Annotated in this window: 20 protein-coding genes; 9 read left to right on the top strand and 11 right to left on the bottom strand. The window is 36.1% G+C overall.

What is annotated here, in order from left to right; genetic code table 11:
- Positions 1–76: 76 nt before the first annotated feature.
- From LS68_RS00700 to LS68_RS00740, 9 genes are all read left to right on the top strand, one after another.
- Positions 77–685 carry a hypothetical protein gene (locus LS68_RS00700; RefSeq protein WP_138090719.1) on the top strand — a complete coding sequence of 203 codons (609 nt, stop codon included), beginning with the start codon at positions 77–79 and terminating at the stop codon, positions 683–685.
- Positions 686–695: 10 nt separating this feature from the next.
- Complete coding sequence (locus tag LS68_RS00705) at positions 696–1,973, top strand: hypothetical protein (protein ID WP_081950896.1); 1,278 nt, start codon at positions 696–698, stop codon at positions 1,971–1,973.
- On the top strand, positions 1,973–2,893 hold the full coding sequence (locus LS68_RS00710; RefSeq protein WP_138090722.1) for a hypothetical protein: 921 nt from the start codon (positions 1,973–1,975) through the stop codon (positions 2,891–2,893). The genes LS68_RS00705 and LS68_RS00710 overlap by 1 nt, the downstream gene beginning before the upstream one ends.
- On the top strand, positions 2,884–5,421 hold the full coding sequence (locus LS68_RS00715; protein WP_158621810.1) for a radical SAM protein: 2,538 nt from the start codon (positions 2,884–2,886) through the stop codon (positions 5,419–5,421). Before LS68_RS00710 ends, LS68_RS00715 begins: the two co-directional genes overlap by 10 nt.
- A gap of 159 nt (positions 5,422–5,580) precedes the next feature.
- Entirely contained in the window at positions 5,581–5,805 is a 225-nt protein-coding gene (locus tag LS68_RS00720) for a hypothetical protein (protein ID WP_034374114.1), read from the top strand.
- Entirely contained in the window at positions 5,795–6,604 is an 810-nt protein-coding gene (locus tag LS68_RS09730) for a hypothetical protein (RefSeq protein WP_241993634.1), read from the top strand. The genes LS68_RS00720 and LS68_RS09730 overlap by 11 nt, the downstream gene beginning before the upstream one ends.
- Positions 6,605–6,629: 25 nt before the next feature.
- Entirely contained in the window at positions 6,630–7,127 is a 498-nt protein-coding gene (locus LS68_RS00730; RefSeq protein WP_034374117.1) for a hypothetical protein, read from the top strand.
- On the top strand, positions 7,120–7,677 hold the full coding sequence (locus tag LS68_RS00735) for a hypothetical protein (RefSeq protein WP_034374119.1): 558 nt from the start codon (positions 7,120–7,122) through the stop codon (positions 7,675–7,677). The genes LS68_RS00730 and LS68_RS00735 overlap by 8 nt, the downstream gene beginning before the upstream one ends.
- Positions 7,668–9,023: a glycosyltransferase family 2 protein gene (locus LS68_RS00740; RefSeq protein ID WP_138090729.1), complete on the top strand. Its 1,356-nt coding sequence runs from the start codon at positions 7,668–7,670 to the stop codon at positions 9,021–9,023. Before LS68_RS00735 ends, LS68_RS00740 begins: the two co-directional genes overlap by 10 nt.
- Before the next feature lie 13 nt (positions 9,024–9,036).
- On the opposite strand, the gene LS68_RS00745 is transcribed toward LS68_RS00740, so the two are convergent.
- From LS68_RS00745 to LS68_RS00795, 11 genes are all read right to left on the bottom strand, one after another.
- On the bottom strand, positions 9,037–10,626 hold the full coding sequence (locus tag LS68_RS00745; RefSeq protein ID WP_138090732.1) for a sulfatase-like hydrolase/transferase: 1,590 nt from the start codon (positions 10,624–10,626) through the stop codon (positions 9,037–9,039).
- Positions 10,626–11,657, bottom strand: coding sequence for a UDP-glucose 4-epimerase GalE (galE, locus tag LS68_RS00750; protein ID WP_034370537.1), 1,032 nt, complete (start codon positions 11,655–11,657; stop codon positions 10,626–10,628). The genes LS68_RS00745 and galE overlap by 1 nt, the downstream gene beginning before the upstream one ends.
- A 58-nt stretch (positions 11,658–11,715) precedes the next feature.
- The gene (locus LS68_RS00755; protein ID WP_052100245.1) at positions 11,716–12,537 is read right to left on the bottom strand and encodes a hypothetical protein; all 822 of its coding nucleotides are present in this window, start codon (positions 12,535–12,537) and stop codon (positions 11,716–11,718) included.
- 26 nt (positions 12,538–12,563) lie between these two features.
- Positions 12,564–13,145: a toxin-antitoxin system YwqK family antitoxin gene (locus LS68_RS00760; protein WP_034370533.1), complete on the bottom strand. Its 582-nt coding sequence runs from the start codon at positions 13,143–13,145 to the stop codon at positions 12,564–12,566.
- A gap of 10 nt (positions 13,146–13,155) precedes the next feature.
- Positions 13,156–14,421 (bottom strand): UDP-N-acetylglucosamine 1-carboxyvinyltransferase, encoded by a 1,266-nt coding sequence (gene murA / locus LS68_RS00765; protein ID WP_034370531.1) that lies wholly within the window; start codon positions 14,419–14,421, stop codon positions 13,156–13,158.
- A gap of 17 nt (positions 14,422–14,438) precedes the next feature.
- Positions 14,439–14,846, bottom strand: a complete 408-nt coding sequence (locus tag LS68_RS00770) for a hypothetical protein (protein WP_034370528.1) — start codon at positions 14,844–14,846, stop codon at positions 14,439–14,441.
- 3 nt (positions 14,847–14,849) lie between these two features.
- Entirely contained in the window at positions 14,850–15,686 is an 837-nt protein-coding gene (galU, locus tag LS68_RS00775; protein WP_034370525.1) for a UTP--glucose-1-phosphate uridylyltransferase GalU, read from the bottom strand.
- 21 nt (positions 15,687–15,707) lie between these two features.
- A complete protein-coding gene (locus LS68_RS00780; RefSeq protein WP_138090735.1) occupies positions 15,708–17,333 on the bottom strand; it encodes a lytic transglycosylase domain-containing protein in 1,626 nt (541 codons plus the stop codon).
- A 16-nt stretch (positions 17,334–17,349) separates the two neighbouring features.
- Positions 17,350–17,643, bottom strand: a complete 294-nt coding sequence (locus tag LS68_RS00785; protein ID WP_034370523.1) for a YggT family protein — start codon at positions 17,641–17,643, stop codon at positions 17,350–17,352.
- Positions 17,644–17,706: 63 nt separating this feature from the next.
- Entirely contained in the window at positions 17,707–19,032 is a 1,326-nt protein-coding gene (gltX, locus tag LS68_RS00790) for a glutamate--tRNA ligase (RefSeq protein ID WP_034370520.1), read from the bottom strand.
- Positions 19,032–19,607, bottom strand: coding sequence for a flagellar FLiS export co-chaperone (locus tag LS68_RS00795; protein WP_052100244.1), 576 nt, complete (start codon positions 19,605–19,607; stop codon positions 19,032–19,034). The genes gltX and LS68_RS00795 overlap by 1 nt, the downstream gene beginning before the upstream one ends.
- Positions 19,608–19,673: the final 66 nt, after the last annotated feature.

The raw sequence follows: 19,673 nt of genomic DNA on the forward strand, positions 1-19,673 counted from the left end.
TGCTCATTTAACAACCTTCTTTCACGCAAAATCTCACAATATTGAAAATTTTTGGAATATTGATGCCGATGACACATTGTTTGTAGCTGATCCCAAACAATGTGTCAAAATCCTACAAAGTGCGCAAGAATACGCCCAATCTCACAACCTAGATGCCTTTTCTTTTGATATGTGGAATTCAAGAACTGCAAAAAAGAATTGGACTTTTGGTATCACCTATACGAGTATGCAAACAGATTGGTTGGCACTTTTCAAAGAAAACAAAAACTTTGATTGGACTAAAAAATATGACGATTACGCTTATGAATGGAATCTGGATTATTTTATGACACACCTTAGAGATACGCATCGTATCAATGTCGGGCATTTTTATTGTGAGGGCTTGTCGTTTATACATTGGGGTGATTTTTTGATTGGTGTTATCACAAGCAGTATTTGCCGCTTTGAGAATGGCAGGGTGATATATCCGATACTCAATGATATTTTAGAATGTCCTGAAATTGGCAATATCCCTATTGCAGATGATAATGTGAAGCTAGACTTAATACTTGATAAGCACTTGTGCCATAGCTTTGCATTGAGTTTTATTACTAACCTAAGAGTGTTTAAAGAAAAAACACAAAGACTATGGGAAATAGAAAAAGTATGCCAGAGCTTAGATCGATCTTGGACGATATGGAGCTAGGGGGAAAGCAATGGCAAGATTGTTTGGAGTAATAGATAGGGGATTGTATAAGGAATATAGTATATTTGGCTACAGATTCAATATGATAAAGATTTTAGAACTAGCTCAAATTATTGACAAATTGCAAAAATCCGCATTGTCCTTTGACCCTTGGAAAAGATTTAATCGAGGCGATGATATGGATAATGCTTTTATGAATCTCCATATCAAAATGAATGCGTTATTAGCCCCCAAACATTTTAATGCCAAAGATTTATTTGAGCAAAAAATCCGCCCGCTTAATATGGTGTTTCTTGATTCTAATATAAGCTATATTGATTATTTGTTTCCGTATTTAGAAGGCACTTTTGCTAATAATGTGCCACCAGAGAAAAACCCTAACTTCTTTTATACATGCGGGATTAGCACGAGCTTGTGGCATACGCACATTATTGCAGAAGCAATGAAATATAATGAAAAAGTATATATTATCGAGGATTGTTTTTTGAGAAGCATATTTTCTTACACATATGAAAATATCCCACCAAAATACCAAAAATCTATCGGCATTACGATTGATGATATTACGCATTATGTCGATTGCTCTGTGGCTTCGAGATTAGAATTGATGCTTAATGATAAGGACTTAATCATCACTGATTTACAAAAACAACGCGCAAGAAAATGTATCGATAGAATCGTAAAAACTCATTTGTCAAAATACAATAATCAGCCTATTTTTAAGCCTAAAATAGGCAGAGAGGGCGCACCTAAGATTCTCGTAGTGGATCAATCTTATGGGGATTGGAGCATCATAAAAGGCGGGGCTAATGATGAAACTTTCAAACTGATGCTCAAGTGCGCTATTAAGGATAATCCTACTGCTGATATTATCATCAAAACGCACCCTGATACGATGAGCGGAGAAAGAGGCGGATATTACATGGGATTAAAGCCACACGATAATATTTATCTTATGACAGAACCCATTAATCCTATTTCTTTGGTTAAATATGTTGATAAGGTTTATGTTTGCACAACCCAGCTTGGTTTTGAAGCATTGATGTGTGGAAAAGAAGTCCATACCTTTGGGATTCCCTTTTATAGTGGTTGGGGATTGACTATTGACTATCAACGATGCGAGAGGCGAACACATACAAGAAGTTTAGAAGAGCTTTTTTATATTGCGTATATTATGTATTCTCATTATGCGAATCCCGATAAAAAATCCCGCTGCGAAATCGAAGAGGCAATGGATTATCTTTTGAGATTGCGAGATGAGTATTTTCAAAATAAGGAGAGAGATTAATGAAATCGTTTGATCCTGTGTTTTATTTAAAAATAAACAGAACGGAGTATTTTTCTTTTTTGTGTATTCAGCATTGGATTGACATTATAGAAGAGCTTGGTGCGGATTTTTATTTCGTATGCGATAAGAGAGAGTTAAAAAATGAGGTATTAAAAAAGATTCATTTTAAAAACCCAAATGTGAAGTTTATAAAGAGCAAGAAATACGGGGGGGGGGGGGTAAAAAGTATTGTGAAAAATATTGCAACACAAAATTGGATTAATGCGACATACGCTCACCTCACAACTTTTTGGCATGCACAAAAATATGGGCATCAGTCATTTTATAATATTGATGCTGATGATACGATGTTTGTCTGTGATGCGTCAAAAGTCGCAAAAATATTGGAAGTCGCTAAAAGCTATGCGGATAAGTATGAATTTAAAGCTTTTTCGCTGGATATGCATGTGAGTCAATTCCGAAACAGGCATTGGTCTTTTGGTATCACTTACATCAATAATAAGGATTTTGATTGGATGAAAATATTTAAAGATAATAAAAACACGGATTGGCAAAATAAATATAAAGCAAACTATTGCAATGACTTTAATTTGGATTGGTTTTTGACACATTTAAGGACAATTTATCAAAACAAGATTGAAACCTTTTATGTTCAGAATCTGATTTTTATCCATTGGGCGACATTATTTTGCAAACATGCAGGATATATGGTGCAAAAAAGCAGTAATGCCATAATGACTTATCCTTTATTTGCATATTTTAGGGCAGATAAGGAGTTATCTAAAGTCAAGATTCCCAATGAAGTGATAAAGCTAGATATTGGTTTGAGTGAGAGTGATTGTCTAAGCTATGGCAAAGAGCACATTGTGAATGAGCAGCACGCAATGAATATAGTAAAATGGTGGAATACATGGAAATAAAAATTGATGCAAAAAGTTTAGTAAATCCCAAAAGGCTTGACTTGGTTGTCAAATACCTCTACGCAAAAGAAATCTTAGAAAATGAGATAAATACCTATCAACAAGATATTTACAAAGACCTTTATATAAGACATATTGCGATGAGGACAATGGGAGAAGAGCCTGATAAATCAAAGCAAAATATTGATGAATACTTGACATCGTTTAGAAAACTCATTGATAGTATAAGGCAAAATGGCTTTATGCCCCCCCCCCAATGCGCTTCTGTGCCTATCACCCAAGATGGGTTGTTGGCTGATGGGAGTCATAGGATTGGGGCAAGTGTAGCGTTAAATCAAGATATTTATGTCAAGGAGGTGGAGCAAGGATATACTTGGGATTTTGATTGGTTTTGCCATAATGGCTTTAACACAGAAGACAAACAACGAATCTTAAAAGGATTTGTGGATATTCATTCTAAGAAATGCGTCATATTTGTCGTATGGAATCCGTTGTTTGCATACCTTGGCAATGTCAAGGCGATTTTGGATAGGTATTTTGATATGGTAGGTGAAGTCGAGCTTGATTTTGAAGACAATTACATCGCCTTTGCAAATTCTTTGCTTGAAATCTATGAGCGTAATATCGCACAAAGTAATGGCGATGAAAGCGGAATACTTGCTAAGGCTCATTTGCTCTCCGCTCATCATCTAAGCTATAAAGTCATCGTGCTGACATCAAAGGCACATAGTGATAAGTCGATAGAAGAGCTTTCAAAACTTGCTAAAGGCGAAATCCGAAATGTATTTAATCACCTTTTGCCTAAAGAAATTTTTTGCACTATTCACTCTTCGGATAGTGAATCGGAATGTGTCTATTTGGCAAATATTTTATTAAGTCCGAATAATATTAGGCATTTGAAAATGAAAATTCTTACGGACGATGTGAGGAGTAATCTTGTCTCAAAGATAAGAAATTTACCCTTTTTTCTTCATACAAGAGGAATAGATTCTGATGAGATTTGTGTGATTGGCAGTGGGGTTCTTGCAGCTCTTGGAATTTCAAAGGATTTTAGCTCTGATATTGATTTTATTATCAATCATAAATACCGAGAAAAATTTGGCTGGGGGAGTGTGCATTTAAGTGATGATTATGAGATTGGGGTTTCAAGTAAGCAAGCCAATGGTCCTATTCACGATAATGTTATTATACATAATGACAACTATCATTTTTGGTTTAAAGGCATCAAATTTGCAAATTTAGATATTATCAAAGACAGAAAAAGTGCAAAAACTCGCTCCAAAGATTCTATTTATTTAAGACAGATAGAGCTTTTTGAAAAAATGATGGGGCATATCAATCAGCAAAAAATATTAGCAGAACGCATAGAATTTGAAAAAGCGCGTAGGCTTAATGCGTCCCAAATAACAAAAATCAATAAAAAAGGAATTTTTAATAGGATAAGAAGTATCTTGCCCCCCCCCCCATTAACCTCTCTTAAAAGCCTTTTTGATAATCGTTGGAAAATCTCCCCTTACAAAAAACACCTCAACAATACAAGACCATTTATTGAATTTACTATTACCGAAAAGTGTAATTATAAATGCAGCTATTGTTCCCAATGGATACACGATAAAAACAATCCCAAAAGTCTTTATAATGCTAGTGATGAAGTCATTGATGGATTTATGAGATTCTTAGAAAAAGTCGGGAGAGAATTTGAAGTAAATCTTATCGGCGGAGAGCCTTTTGTCCATCCTAAATTTATTGAAATTGCAAAGAGAATCTCGGATAAGGGTAATAAAGTCATTGTCTATACAAATATGGCTTTTCCTGTGAGTATGTTTAGAAAATTGATTGAAGTTACCAATGATAATCTTTTAATTCATGGAGCTTTGCATATCGCACAAATCAAAGATTTAGATAAAAATATTGATAATATCATCGAGATTCATAAATTATTAGGTAAGAACTCTAAAATCGAAATAGTTTCGGTGGTCGAAGAAGAAATCTTTGAGACATTAAAATATGTGGAGAAAAGGCTCAAAGCACATCATATTGATTTTATTTTTATTAGGAAAAATAATAAAAATGGGCAATCTTCTACTTACTCTCAAGAAATAGAAAGCTATATGAAGCCAAGAGAGCATCAATACAATAGAGATATGGCAGATTCTAAAAAAATCAACACTAAAAAAGTCCTGTGTTATGCGGGGTGTAGATTATTTCATGTGTTGGTTGATGGGAGCATTACGCGTTGTTGGACTTACCAGTCTAAGTTTTGGACTTTTGGAAATGTCAAGGATATTGAGAATGTGAGAATCTTAAAAGGTGCTAAGCCTTGTTATTCATCGCAGTGCTTTTGTCAGCACCCCACAGCAAGGAAAATGTATTTTACTTCACGATTAGCCCCATGTCATAGAATCAATTGGACAAGACAAGCAGAGCGGGTGTTTTCTGTCAAAAATGAAATATCAAATGGTAAGAAACGCAAGGTAATCAATATCGCAGGATTGAAGATTAAAATAAAAACTTTGAAAAAGACATAGGCACTTGAGATTCTGACACAAAGATTTACCTGCCTTGCATTGTCTTTTAAGGAAAAGTTTGTTACATTTAATACCCTAATTTTACACTTTGTTGATGATAAGTTACATTTGAAGCGGCACAATGAGTGCTTTCGTGTGTAGCACAAAGGAGGAGTATTTATGGAAAAAAAGAGAATAATAGAAGTTGTAGAAATTCCTGAAATGGATACTTCTTTTATGGACGATATTATAAGCGGTGGTATTGCTGATAGTGGAATGGAAGCTAATGGTGATGTGTTTTTCTGTTATGAAAATATTCCAAACCAAGAAACTTCAGAGGAAAGATTATCGCGTTTTGGTTTTGATGTAGAGAAAATCAAAAATTGGCAATCGTATGAAAGTTAAAAAAGAAGACTTACAAGATTTTTTTGATCAATATAAAACTTTTTTGGAGATTGAGGCTACTGTATCCTTTATCAAAGGTAGAGATTATGAGCTTATCAAGCTATTTTATTATCTTTTTCTTGAAATTTCTCAAGGCTCATTAAAAGTGGGAATAGTTAAAAAAATGCTTGATGAAAAATTTCGCCAGTATAGAGATGAAAATAAAGAATATTCTTCTATTCAATTTGTGCGAGGATATGAACATATAGAGCCTATTGCCATTGCTTTGGAAAAGGGGAAAAATATAAGCGAATCATTTTTATTATTTACCAATGCCATAAAAAAATACAAAGAATGGAGAAAAAAATTATCGCAAAATGCAATTAAAGAGATTTATTTAAAAAATCTCATAGAAAAGCAGAAATATTATTTTCAACAAACGCCAAATAAGCTCAACGAGTATCTTTTAGATACTCAATGCTCTACAAAAAATTTTATATTGCGTCAGTCTCTTATTGAGTTTCATAATGCTATGTCTCATGTTAATGCAGCATATTGGTGCACAAGTGATAATAATACAAATATAGAAAAAGCCTCCAATCATTTTAAAAGAGGCGCACTTGATTCATATAAGGCTATCATCAAAGACTTTTGTATATTGGCTGGACAATCTCCTATTAAAGTAATTGAGGAGGAACTAAAACGCATTAGAATTTCTGAATATCAAACTATAGGTGATGATGCAAGGCGAAATCAAACAAATCTCTATCGGCTATATGATGCCTTGACAAGCCGTATTATTGAATCAATCAAGGCATAAATTGATTATATGCAGGGATTATGATATGAATCTTATAGATATTCACAAAGAAGGCGATACAAAAGAAATAAAGTTTTGCGGATTAACCATATACAAGAGGATTGTTTGTGGTATTTATAAAAAATCTTATTTTTGCGGCATTAATGTTTTAAGTCAAAATATACTGAAAGGTTTTTACAAAAAGCATAAAAAATCATTTAAAGACTATACGACCATCTATCTACTCAACTCAAATATCGGTGAAGCTTTTTTGGTATTTAAATATTTTGCTAATCATTTGCATTCAGATTCAACTCTTTTTGTCGCGACAAAGAAGTTTCATATTGAAATCATTAATATGCTCTTGCCCAAGTGTAATTATATTTTGCGACCAATCAATCCAGATGGTTATCCAGATACATTTGAAGTCGATAAAAAAACATTTCGAGTATTGTTTAATCATCAATATTATATAGGATTAGAAAAAGATATTAAAAACGCAGAATCTCTCGCCCCCCCCCCATTATTTTCAAAGAATGTTTGAATATTTTAGCTTTGATAGCCTCTCAATCAATGACATACAAATCAGTCCTGAAACAAAAAATTCATTAGATCAAAAAATGATGGATTTGTCTTTAAATCAAGATAAGTTTGTTTTCGTAAGTCCCCAAGCTAATACTTGCTCGGATATTGATGTTTCTACTTGTGCAAGATTGCAAGATATGCTGACAAAACTCGGCTATGATGTTTTTTGGAATGTGTCCAATCAATATTTGGAAATAAACAACATAAAGTCGTGCTTTTTGAGTTTGCAAGAAGCTTTTGTGCTTGTAAAAAAAGCAAAGTATTTTATCGCTTTGAGGAGTGGATTTGCAGAATTGTTGGTTTGGTCTCAAACCCCTTCTTGTATTATTTATACTGCATTTAAACACAGAAATAATGAAAACTATATAAGAAGTGCAAAATTGTGTTTAGAGGGCTTTACTCTCACCAAAGCACCAAGGTGTAATATGGATTTAAAAGAATTTGTGGTAGAAACAAAAGAGGATTATGATGAAATATTTGCAGAAATTAAGGAGGATTTATGCCACTAGTAGATTTATCGATTATTATCCCCATTTATAATGCGGAGAAGTATCTTAAAAAATGCCTAGATAGTGTGCTTAATCAAACCTTTCAAAATATCGAAGTGATTTGCGTGAATGATTGCTCTAACGATCATTCCTTGGAGATTCTCCAAAGTTATGCTCGGCAAGATTCGCGTCTCACGATCATAAATAATGAGAGAAACTTAGGACCCGGGCTCAATCGTAATATAGGCATCAAAAAATCACAAGGAAAATACATTACTTTTATCGATGCTGATGATTTTTATTTGCATAATGATTGCCTTTCTTTGCTGATGTCAAAGGTTTTGCAAAATAACTTGGATTTAATCATATTTGATCATCAAGAATACGATGAGGAGAAACAAGAATATGTTCAAGACATATTCAAGCGGTTTGTTTTCCTTTATGACGCGAATGAAATTAATCGTTTATGGACTTGCAAAGAAATTGAAAAGCATTATTTTGATATTTCTCCATTTGCTTGTTTTAAAATTTATTCAAAAAGTATGTTGATTGATAATGAAATATTTTTCCCTGAAGGTATCTACTATGAAGATGCTGTTTTTTCTAATTATGTTTCATTATTTTGCAAAAGAATAATGATTGATAAGAATCAATATTATGGATATAGGGTGAATGTCGCAACTTCTACGACTTCAAATATTATGGCAAAATTTGACAGTATTATCGCAATGCACAAGGAAATGTTTGCATTTTTAAAGCAAAGAAACATTGATGACAAGTATAAGATTCCATTCGTGAGGCTTTGTATGCGTAGTTTGTGCTGGTATTTTCTCCCTCAAATCAATGACATAAAGAAAGCTAAAGAATTAAACGAACAGATTGCTGAATTTGTAGATTCTCTTTGTATTGAAGAAAAGGTGTTAAGGCAAATTGCAAAAGAAGATTATTATATAGCTGATTTGATTGTTAAGTATCAGAAATCACGATATATGAATTTAAAAAAAGAAATGCAAATAACTTTTTTGAATTGTCTTTTTTTAAAATATGTAGATTATATACGATACAAACAAGCTTTTTTATTTGGTTTGCCTATTTATAAGATTTACTACACAAAAGCAGATCGTTCTATTCATTATTTTTTGAATCTAATTCCTTGGTTGAAAATCAAAAGAGATAGAATCTATCTCTTTTGCATATTGCCATTGTTTAAGTGGGGCGGATATAGTTTTTACACAGAAAATTATAAATATATCCTTTATAAATTCAATATAAGAAACGGGGGGGGGGGGGTAATTATCCTCAATGTTTTGCCTAAGAGAATGGGCGTGATACCTTTGCACAATTTTTCATTAAAGAGAGCTTCATAGATTCTAAAAGATTCTACTTATCGCTTAAAATATCCAGATTCTTATCATAATCTTGCGTTTGAATGCCTAGCAAATGCAGCAATGTATGGAATACATAATCATGATTTAGTGTTTTGTTTTGTTGTTTTAAGGCTAGAGTAGGGATATTACCCCATTGGTGGCTAAACCACATAATCGAAGGGATATGTTTTTGATACTTTGGAGCGAGTTTATAGCCTAAGCCCCCGTGCATATATTGCCCTAGCTCCCCTAGACTTTCTCCATGATCACTGACATACCATAGCATAGAGCGCATATCGGCTTTTTGCAGCAGATTTATCATTTGTGCTAAAAGATAGTCATTATAAAGGAGTGTATTATCATAGGCATTTACTATTTCTTCATAAGTGCATTTTGAAAGCTCTTTTTGTTTGCACGCGGGAGTGAAATGCTCAAAATTTGAGGGATAGCGACTTGCGTAAGCTGCCCCATGACTGCCATATTGGTGTGCTATGATAAAGGTATTTTTATTATGCTTTTGTGCATTTTGGATAATATGCTCTATATCGGGGAGCATCACTTCATCAAGGCTATTACTCGGATACAAGATTTTATGCGCAATATTTCTATCACAGCCTCCTACGCATTTACCGCCGTTATTGCCTAGATACCATACTTCATAGCCTACACTTTGCGCAATGTCAAGGATATTATTGACATAGAGTGATAAATTGCGATGCGTGTAGGTTTGATGCGTGTAATGTGTGAGCATACAAGGCACAGAGATAGCTGTGATGACACCACACGAATAGAAATCCTTAAAGCTTATAGTATTTAGAGTGCGGGTGTAAGGGTTTGTAGCTTTGGCATAGCCATTGAGGGAGAAATTTGCACTTCTTGCACTCTCACCGATGACAAAAAGCACAATTTGTGGAGGCGTATCTTGCGATAAATGTGCGTCTTGAGCAATCAGAGAGGGTGTAAAATGAGTTTCTTGCAAATGTTGCACATAAAGGACGGAAGAGCGAATGGGCGCGATAGGATTAGGCATACTCGCTAAACCTTTATGAGACTTGAAGACAAAAACAATATCCTGCCCCCCCCCCAGTAAGAAATTCAATCCTATAAATGCACTTAAAGTCGTAATAATTACAATCTTTTGTTTGCAGGCATCAAGAAAGCGATATTTTTTAAGTTTGATGAGGCTTAATACAAGGCAAGGCAGAATGCCAAATCCTATGATATAGCCCATAAGTCCAAGATTTATCATACCGATAGCTTCATTAGCATGAGTTTCTAAAACACTTTGGATAATATCCTCATTGATTGCTATACCTAGAGAATCCATATAATACGCACACACACTTGCAATAAGGAGTATCAGCCCTAGTATAACCTTGACATCAAATCGCACACAGAGAATCTCAAGTGCAAGGGTTAAGATTACGATATGAATGATTTTGCCATACCATACAAGATAACCAAAATCTGCCTGTGCAGCAGATTCGTTAAAAGCGGTATTGAAAGAATGATTAAGAAATACACTTATAAAAACCGCACCACCTAGCGTGAGCCAATGGTAATTGAGCGTGAAAGAAAAGCGGTTTTTAAGAAATGCAAACATCAGTAACGTTGGTTAGTATGCCATTGATATGCACTTTTGAGAATCGTCTCTAAGCTCGAAAATGAGGGATTATATCCCAGAATCTCTTTTGCTTTTGTCGCATCTCCGATAAGCACTGCAGGATCTCCAGCCCGTCTTTCTTCTATGGTGTAAGGGATTTCGATATTGGCTATTTCAGACATTTTTTGGATCACTTCTAAGACAGAGAATCCCTCGCCATTACCGAGATTAAAGACTTCACTCTTTTGATGAGAATCTAAATAATCTAAGGCGAGAATGTGTGCAGTCGCTAAATCATCGACATGGATATAATCCCTGATACACGAGCCATCTTTAGTATCATAATCTTGTCCAAAAACACTCAAAGTCTTTCTTTGCCCTAAAGCTTTTTGAATCACAAGCGGGATTAAATGTGTTTCTGGGGAATGCGATTCGCCGATATTAAATTCCATACTTGCCCCTGCTGCATTAAAGTAGCGCAAAATCACATAGTTTAATCCATAAGCATGACTAAAATCATGCAAGATTTGCTCAATCATCAGCTTTGAGCGTCCATAGGGATTGATAGGATTTTGAGGGTGGGATTCTTTAAGTGGGAGTTCTAAAGGATTGCCATAAGTGGCACAAGTAGAGCTAAAAACGATTTTCTTACAGCCAGATTCTTTCATCGCCTCAAGGAGATTGAGTGTGTTGGCGACATTGTTACGATAGTATTTAGCAGGGTCAGAGACACTCTCGCCCACATAAGCAAAAGCAGCAAAGTGTAAAACAGAATCAATCTCATAATGGCTAAAGATTTTTTTCAGCGCAAAGCTATCATTTAGGTCAGCGTGGATAAGAAAAGTATCACCATACGAATTTTGCGCTAGATTCTCTGTGTGAGAGTAGGAGAGAAGGTCAAGGGATTGTTTATGTCCATAGCTTAGATTATCTAATACAAGTGTTGATTTGCCCATTTTGCGAAGCATTGCGTTTGTGTGAGAGCCTATATAACCCGCTCCACCGGTTACGAGGATTCTTTTTTCTGCCACATTTACTCCTTAAGTTTAAAATAGCGATTATAGCTTACTTTCTCTAAAAGATGAGAATCTAACGCTTGATTAACTCATCGTCATTGTATAAGTCTTCTGCAATAACCTTGCCTTGATTGTTAAAGGTTTTAGCAGTGCCATTTTTTTTGCCTTGATGATAGTGTAATTCATACCAAATCACACCATTTTGATAGATACGCATAATGCCCTCTTGTTTGCCGTAAGCGAAATTCATCTCACTTTTAAGTATGCCGCTTTGGACATCAAAAATTTTGCACAATCCATGCAACAAGCCATTTTGGTAGTATGCTTCATAGACTAATACTCCTTTAGGGCTAAACATCTGATAAAGCCCCACGAGTTTCCCTTCATTGTAAAAAGCAATACGCGCAATGCCTCCCTCAAGATAATAAAGCGTCTCTTTGCCATGTTTGGTGTTTGTCCCTTGTTTGTAAGAAATGTGTGCTTGGAAAGTCAAGTCATCTTCTTCGACAATTTCTTCTCTGATTTCACCCACTAAGTTTGCTGTAAGAGAATCTAATGAAGGTGTGGATTCTATCGGGGTTGTAGGCGTATCAATCGGCGCAGATTCTGTTTGATTTGGAGGTGTGTGTGATGATGAAGATACAGAAATATTTGAAGAAATAGACTTTGTGGCAGTTGTTTGTGATTTTGTCGGTGAGGTTTTTATAGAATCTGTATTTGCTTTGGCGGGAGTTTGTTTTTGCGTAGGCTTAGAGCTATTTTGTTTAGAAGCAGATGCTGATTTTTGGCTTGATGCGGGAGTGTTGCTAGATGCGGTAGGTGCAGGAGATTGGGGCATACAGCCTATGCTGATAATGATATATCCGCAAAGAATAAAATGATAGAATCTACCCATAAGACCTCCTTTTAGCGCAGTTTATTTTAGTAACATGCTTGCCAACGACATTTTTTTTCTTCAATCAGATTCTGATTTTTGTCGTAGGTTTTCATCCATATTTTTTTACCTTGTTCATACATTGTTTCGTATTGGAGATAGCCCTCTTTATGGTATTCTTGTCTGATGCCTGTGCGCATACCATTTTTATAATGGAGAATCTCTTTGAGTGCGCCGCTTTCATAATATTTTCTACCCTCACCCTCTTCTTTGCCTTGCTCAAAATTTTGTTCACTTAGTAATTTGCCATTAGAGTGGTAATTTTTTTGCACACCTTGTTTTTTGCCATTGACATAGAATCGTTCTTCTTTGGGTGTGCCGTTGGGATAGTATGACTTGACATTGCCATCATAAGCATCACGATTATAATTTGCCTCAAAGATAAGTGTGCCATTGGGAGCAGTTTTGGTCTGTCTGCCATGTTTGATAGTCGTGCCTTTAAGATAATGCGTTTTAATAATAGTAGGATTTTGTTTGTCGCCCGTGGTGCTTATGCGTAAGTCAAGAGGGACTGATTGTTGAGCAAAACTGATGATGAAAAATCCCAAAAGCAAGACAATTATTTTCATTATTTCTCCTTTAGCGTGAAAGCCGTGTAATATTTACTCCTAAACCACGCAATTTATGCTCGATGCTTTCGTAGCCACGATCAAGGTGGTAGATTCTGTGTATGTTGGTTACGCCTTCACTTACAAGTGCAGCAATAATCAGCGCAGAGCTTGCGCGCAAATCTGTTGCCATAACATCAGCACCGATAAGCGGTGTAGGACCGACAACTTTAGCAAGATTACCTTTCAGATAAATATCCGCTCCAAGTCTTTGAAGCTCACTTACATGCATAAAGCGATTTTCAAAAAGCCTCTCTTCAATGACGCTTGCTCCCTCACATTGTGTGGCAAGAGCCATAAATTGAGCCTGCATATCCGTAGGGAATCCGGGATATTCTGTCGTAATGACTTCAAAGCTTTTGAGTTTGGCACTAGGAAGAATCGTCAAAGAATCTGTGCTTTTATTGAAGCTAAAGCCAATCTCCTCAAGTTTATCTGTGATTGCTGCTAGATGTGTCGGCTGGATATTTTCTAATGTGATAGAAGAATTTGTAATTGCACCTGCACAGAGGTATGTCCCCGCCTCAATGCGGTCGGGAATGATTCGGATTGGCTTGAAGTCAAGTAATTCACCCCCACTCCCCTCAATAGTCAGCTCATTTGTGCCAATACCTTCGATTTTTACGCCACTTTCTTGGAGAATCTCACACAATTGGACGACTTCGGGTTCTTTAGCGGCATTAATGATGCGGGTTTTGCCATGAGCAAGGGCAGCTGCCATAATGACATTTTCGCTCCCTGTTACGGTGATTTTATCAAATAAAATATCCGCACCTTTTAAGCCATTTTTTGCTTGAGCGATGATGTAGCCACCTTTGATTTGGATATTTGCTCCCATTTTTTCCATTGCTTTGATATGCAAATCAACAGGACGAGCGCCGATTGCACAACCTCCCGGAAGACTGACTTCACAATACCCAAAGCGCGCTAATAATGGTCCAAGCACCAATATCGAAGCACGCATTTTACGCACGATGTCATAAATGGCTTTAGTGTGAATGATTTGTTTAGCTTCGCAAATAAGTGTGTTGGGATTTTCCCATGCAATGTTTGCGCCTAAATGTTCTAAAAGTTTTGCAAGTGTTTTGACATCTACCACATCGGGTAAATTGCTGATATGCACTTCATTTTGGCTCAACAATGTCGCTGCAAGAATGGGCAAAGCAGAGTTTTTTGCACCCGATATAGTTACATTTCCTTTAAGTGAAGGGCTTTTTGTGATTTGTAAATAGTCCATTTATACCTCTTTTCGTGTTATTTGTTTTCTCGTTTTTGTAATGCTTTTCCGATTGCTTCCTTGATGCTTGACTTGCTTTCAGGATTTGCGTTTTCAAGAGTATCTTGGAATTTAACGACTTCATCGACTTCCATAAGATTCATATTTACAGCAAATTTTGAAATAATGTCAAGCCACAAATTGTATTCTTTGCCGGTTTTAGCGTAGGTTTTATACAATTCCATGAAACGATCAAAAAGTGATTTGAGTTTTGTTTTGTCATTTGTATAAGTCTCAAGCAATTGTGCTATTTCACTTAGCTGACTAACCTCTGGAGGAGGGGTGTCATCTTCAAGCGCAACTGCCAAAAGTCCGCTAAAAATAATAGGCAAACATATCAAAAATGTAAGAAGCCAACAAAAAACATAAAAACTAAGGTTAAACATATTTTACGATAGATTCTGTTTTGATGTGAGATGATAAAAGTCCATTGTTGCTTGGACATAGCCATCAATACTACCGCAATCGTAACGTTTTCCTTGAAACTGATAAGCAAGCACACTGCCTTTTTTGGCTTGCTCTAGTAGGGCATCTGTGATTTGGATTTCTCCGCCTTTGCCAGGCTTAGTTACACGCAAAATATCAAAAATATCGGGCGTCAAAATATAGCGTCCGATGATTGCAAGGTTGCTAGGGGCTTGATCAATGCTTGGTTTTTCTACCATATTGGTAACGCGATATACGCCTTCTTCAATCAAAGATCCCTCAATGATGCCGTATTTATCTACATCGTTAGGCTGCACAGATTCTATGGCGACAATGGAACAATGATATTTTTTATAGAGATTAACCATTTGTGCAAGCACACCTTGAGCATTAGGATTACTACAAAGGTCATCAGCTAAAATCACACCGAATGGCTCACACCCAATAAGTGTTTCACCTGTGAGAATCGCATGCCCTAAGCCTCGCATTTCATTTTGTCGTGTGTAAGAGAAAGAACATGAATTTGTGAGAGTGCGAATACTTTGTAGCAAAGCTTCTTTGCTTGTGCCATTGATTTGATGCTCAAGTTCATAGTTAATGTCAAAATGATCTTCGATACTTCGTTTTCCTCTACCTGTAACAATGGCTATATTTTGACAACCTGCTTCTAAAGCTTCTTCTACGCCGTATTGAATCAGAGGCTTGGTCAGAATCGGGAGCATTTCTTTAGGCATTGCTTTGGTTGCTGGGAGAAAGCGTGTCCCGTATCCTGCAGCTGGAAATAAACACTTACGAATCATTAAAAACTCCTTGATGAAGGATTAATTCACTAAAGTTTGCTTGAGTAATTCTTCAAGATTGATATTGTTCCCAAAAGTTTCTTGATAAACAATATAATTTGCTAACACTCTTAAGCCATAGTCCCTAGATTCTTTATAAGGCACAAGCTCCATACTTAGCCAAGGTTCATAATTGCGATGTTTGAGAAACAAAGCTTTTGATTGGAGTGTGCGGCGTAAGAATCCCGGTCCTCCATTATACGCATAAGACACAAACAAAGGGTGTTTAAATTCTTTTCCTAAATCATTCAGGTAGAATCTTCCAAATTCAAGGGCTGTGATAGGATTAAACATATCTTCAAGTTTGATGTGATCGCGTTTAAGGCTTTTGGCAAAGGGTTGGACATTAAAAGGCATAATTTGCATCATTCCTAGCGCATAAGAGGTAGAAACAAGGGCGGGAAGCAGTGTGCTTTCTTGCTTAGCGACAGCATAAGTGAGAGCCTTTTCGTGGTCATTTTTCCATTTGAGCTTGTTTGCAAAAGGCGTAATGAAGTAGTTGATTTTAAATTGATTGATTTGATTAAGCACATAAGCATAATGCGCACTGCTTTCTTCATAGGCAAAATGTTTGCTTAAGTCTTTGAGTGCGTTTTTATCTTTTACTTCCGCAAGATTCTCTCGTAAAAGCTGCCATTGGAAAGGGTCTTTGATGTCAAAATTCGGTGCTTTTTTGCTTAATTTGCCTAAATCACTCACGACTTGATATTGTGGTTTTTGATTGAGTGTTTGATTAGCATAAATCGTGTATAAATCTACATAAGTGCTTTGCGCAAGTTTTTCGAGAATCTTTTGGTCCGAGCTTAGTCGGTATTGCCAAAATAAGGCGCGGTTTTTTTGTATCGGTGTTGTAGCCTTGTTAAAAGAGCGTTTGAAATAGGCAAGGGCATTGTTGCGTTGTTGATGCAAGACTTCATTGATACCTAGCATAAAAAGTGTATAAGAATCTGCCCCTGTAATGTTTGCCCCTACAAGGGATTCTTTAAATTTAGCAAAACTTTTATCATGCACGACAAGAATGGCTTGAAGCATATTGTTAAAACTCGTAACATTCTGGTCGGCAAGTTTTTTAAGAGCTGCAGGTTTGATTTTTTGATTGATGATTTGAGTGCGTTGAGCGGGGGTCAGTCCGTAATAGATTCCCGCAAAAGTGCCAGCATCACTTAAAAGCATTGAGGTAAGAATATTGGGTTTTGAGAGAATCGCAATGCGTTTTTGATAGGCGGGATCATTTTGGAATTTTTTGAGTAAAAAGTCTTTGTCTTTTTGGGGCATTGAAGGAATGCTTGAGAGGCTCAATCCTGCTTTGATGCAAGCTGCATCTTGTTTTTTAAGCTTTTGGAATCCTAATCGTTGGCAGTATAAATTTCGTGGGAGTTCGGTGATTTTACCTTTAGCAGCCATAAGCTGATCAAGTTTAGCAGTCTTGCGATAAATGAGTTCGTAGGCTTTCAAAGCTTCTTTTAAAGTGGTTTTTTCATCAGATAAGAATTGCCAAATATAAAAATCTCGCGCTAAACCTTTTGGTTTTGATTCTAAAAATTCAAGTGTAATATCACTTGCCCAAACGGATATAGCTAAAAAAAACGACAAGCCTAAGATTCTCATTCCCTCCCCCTTCTCTTTATAGCCTTGCTGCGTATCGCATTAAAAGTTGAATGAGTGATAAATCAATAAACTTAAGGACGATGACCACAATGAGAGGTGATAAATCAAGCCCTGCAATTGTGGTGGGTATAATAGAGCGAAGTTTTGCATAGACAGGTTGCGTTAAGCGATTGAGAATCTGCACAATGGGGTTGTAAGGGTCGGGACGCACCCAGCTAATAAGTGCAGCAATGATGACGACCCAAATATAGAGATTAATAATCATACCAAGAATAGTGGCAAATGCGCCTAAAAAAGTGCCTAATATCATAATCATATCCTTAATTTTGAGAAATTATATCATAATTACAGAATCATTATTGTTTGCTGAAATTTATCCTTGCACTCTTAGTATATCTTTAAGGAAAAAACGCAAATACGGATAAAGCTCATTTAACTCTAACCCATGAGAATTCCCAGTGAGAAGGATTCGTAATGGTTTGAAAAATTTTTTACCCTTGAGTTTGCTCTCTTCCATTAAAACGAGTTTGAGACTTTCGTAATCTTGCAAACTCGGAGCATTTGAATCAATAAGTTTTATAAGGATATTATAGAGAATCTCGCACTCTTGCGTATAAATTTCTCCTTCATAGGTTTGTGCAATCAATTTGATACCAAAGATTCTATCAAGTTTCTCTCTGATTTCATTTAATGTGCTGGCTTCTTGCAGGTGTAATTTTCCCAATGCCCCAACAGAGGGATCTTTACTTTCAAGCAAGAGAGCAAATTCTTGTTCGTTAAGCATTTTGAGATGCTCACGATTAAGAAAACGCAAACGCTTGATGTCAAATTTCACGGGCGATTTAGCGATATTTTTAATATCAAACCATGCAATCGCATCATCAAGCCTGAAAACTTCTTGAGGTGTTTTATTACCCATAGAAACCAAATAATTAATAATAGCTTGTGGGAGATAACCTTGCTCAAGAAGCCAAGCGACTGATGAGGCATTGTCGCGTTTGCTCATTTTGCTGCCATTTTCTCCTAATATGATAGGTAAATGGGCATAGCCTAAAGATTTGGTATAGCCAAGACTTTGATGAATGAGAATCTGTTTAGGGGTGTTACTCACATGATCTTCACCACGCACAATAAAACTAATATCATAAAGCATATCATCAAGAGCGCAAGCAAAATTATAAGTGGGAATCCCATCTTCTTTAATAATCACAAAGCTATCAATTTCTTGTGCGTTAAATGTCAGTTCGCCTTTGATAGAATCATAAAAAGAAATGTTATTTTGCGCTCCTCTTAGGCGAATCACAGGCTTTGGATTGGTATTTTTATGTATTTCTGCCCATGCAGGGTCATAACGAAAAGGTTTTTTTTGAGCTTGGTATTCTGCTCTTTTTTCCTCTAAAAAATCTTTGGTGCAGTAGCAATAAAAGGCTAAATCTTTACTGATGAGGTATTGTGCAAGTTGGCGGTGATGTTCAAATTGATCACTTTGATACACAAGGCGGTCCCATAAAAGCCCAAAGAGGTTTAAAATACTAAGAATCTCTTTGTCTTTTCCTTCGATATTGCGTGCCGTGTCTGTATCTTCAATACGGATAAGAAAGGGTTGTTTGGTTTGTTTGGCGATGATGTAATTAAAAATCGCAGCGCGTAGATTCCCAATGTGCATATCACCAGTAGGAGAAGGTGCAAATCTTAGCATTATTTTCCTTTAAATAATTGGGTGAAATTTTGTTTATCACATTCATCAAAGTTGTATTCAGGCATTGTGGGATTACGCGGTGAAAAAGTCGGCTGTGTGAGTGCATCACTAATTTGAAGAAGCGTCTGTGTGATTTCATTGATTTTTTCTTCTGTATAGCCAACCAGTGATGATAAATCTTTGTCTGCTAGTGGCATAGGATTGTCAATAATAAGGTGAAAAGATTCCCCATTGAGTTTAGTGCTAAATTCTGTATCAAAAAGTGGCACGCCCATAAAACAAGAAGATTGTGTAATTTCTTTAATCTCACCTTTGGTTTGAGAAATTTCTATGGGTTGAGCGTATTCTGAATCAACACTCTGTGCAAGTTTGAGAATCTTCTTCAGTGCCGATGTCGCACTTTGGAGCGTGCCGATAAATTCATTTGCACCTTTCATATCTTCTGTGAATCTGTGAATATGTAAGGTGCTTAAGGGCGTCGTTTGTCTTGGTGTCTGTGCATCGACCAAATCCGGCATACCCTCAACCACGCCAATGTGTTTTTGAAAAGTAGATAGAATATTGTTTTTATACATAACAAACCCTTTTGCTAAGATTTACAAAAAACAAGCACTTAGCGTTCCAAAACCTTTGTATTTTTA

The sequence above is a fragment of the Helicobacter sp. MIT 05-5293 genome (assembly GCF_000765665.2).
GTDB lineage: Bacteria > Campylobacterota > Campylobacteria > Campylobacterales > Helicobacteraceae > Helicobacter_C.

Excerpts from the sequence above, each read along its gene's own strand:
- gltX (WP_034370520.1), bottom strand. The coding sequence starts at position 19,032 with ATGCTAAGATTTGCACCTTCTCCTACTGGTGATATGCACATTGGGAAT.
- galU (WP_034370525.1), bottom strand. The coding sequence starts at position 15,686 with ATGATTCGTAAGTGTTTATTTCCAGCTGCAGGATACGGGACACGCTTT.
- murA (WP_034370531.1), bottom strand. The coding sequence starts at position 14,421 with ATGGACTATTTACAAATCACAAAAAGCCCTTCACTTAAAGGAAATGTA.
- LS68_RS00755 (WP_052100245.1), bottom strand. The coding sequence starts at position 12,537 with ATGGGTAGATTCTATCATTTTATTCTTTGCGGATATATCATTATCAGC.
- LS68_RS00760 (WP_034370533.1), bottom strand. The coding sequence starts at position 13,145 with ATGAAAATAATTGTCTTGCTTTTGGGATTTTTCATCATCAGTTTTGCT.
- LS68_RS00710 (WP_138090722.1), top strand. The coding sequence starts at position 1,973 with ATGAAATCGTTTGATCCTGTGTTTTATTTAAAAATAAACAGAACGGAG.
- LS68_RS00715 (WP_158621810.1), top strand. The coding sequence starts at position 2,884 with ATGGAAATAAAAATTGATGCAAAAAGTTTAGTAAATCCCAAAAGGCTT.
- LS68_RS00785 (WP_034370523.1), bottom strand. The coding sequence starts at position 17,643 with ATGATATTAGGCACTTTTTTAGGCGCATTTGCCACTATTCTTGGTATG.
- LS68_RS00730 (WP_034374117.1), top strand. The coding sequence starts at position 6,630 with ATGAATCTTATAGATATTCACAAAGAAGGCGATACAAAAGAAATAAAG.
- LS68_RS00705 (WP_081950896.1), top strand. The coding sequence starts at position 696 with ATGGCAAGATTGTTTGGAGTAATAGATAGGGGATTGTATAAGGAATAT.
- LS68_RS00780 (WP_138090735.1), bottom strand. The coding sequence starts at position 17,333 with ATGAGAATCTTAGGCTTGTCGTTTTTTTTAGCTATATCCGTTTGGGCA.
- LS68_RS00740 (WP_138090729.1), top strand. The coding sequence starts at position 7,668 with ATGCCACTAGTAGATTTATCGATTATTATCCCCATTTATAATGCGGAG.
- LS68_RS00745 (WP_138090732.1), bottom strand. The coding sequence starts at position 10,626 with ATGTTTGCATTTCTTAAAAACCGCTTTTCTTTCACGCTCAATTACCAT.
- LS68_RS00735 (WP_034374119.1), top strand. The coding sequence starts at position 7,120 with ATGTTTGAATATTTTAGCTTTGATAGCCTCTCAATCAATGACATACAA.
- LS68_RS09730 (WP_241993634.1), top strand. The coding sequence starts at position 5,795 with ATGAAAGTTAAAAAAGAAGACTTACAAGATTTTTTTGATCAATATAAA.
- LS68_RS00720 (WP_034374114.1), top strand. The coding sequence starts at position 5,581 with ATGGAAAAAAAGAGAATAATAGAAGTTGTAGAAATTCCTGAAATGGAT.
- LS68_RS00770 (WP_034370528.1), bottom strand. The coding sequence starts at position 14,846 with ATGTTTAACCTTAGTTTTTATGTTTTTTGTTGGCTTCTTACATTTTTG.
- LS68_RS00795 (WP_052100244.1), bottom strand. The coding sequence starts at position 19,607 with ATGTATAAAAACAATATTCTATCTACTTTTCAAAAACACATTGGCGTG.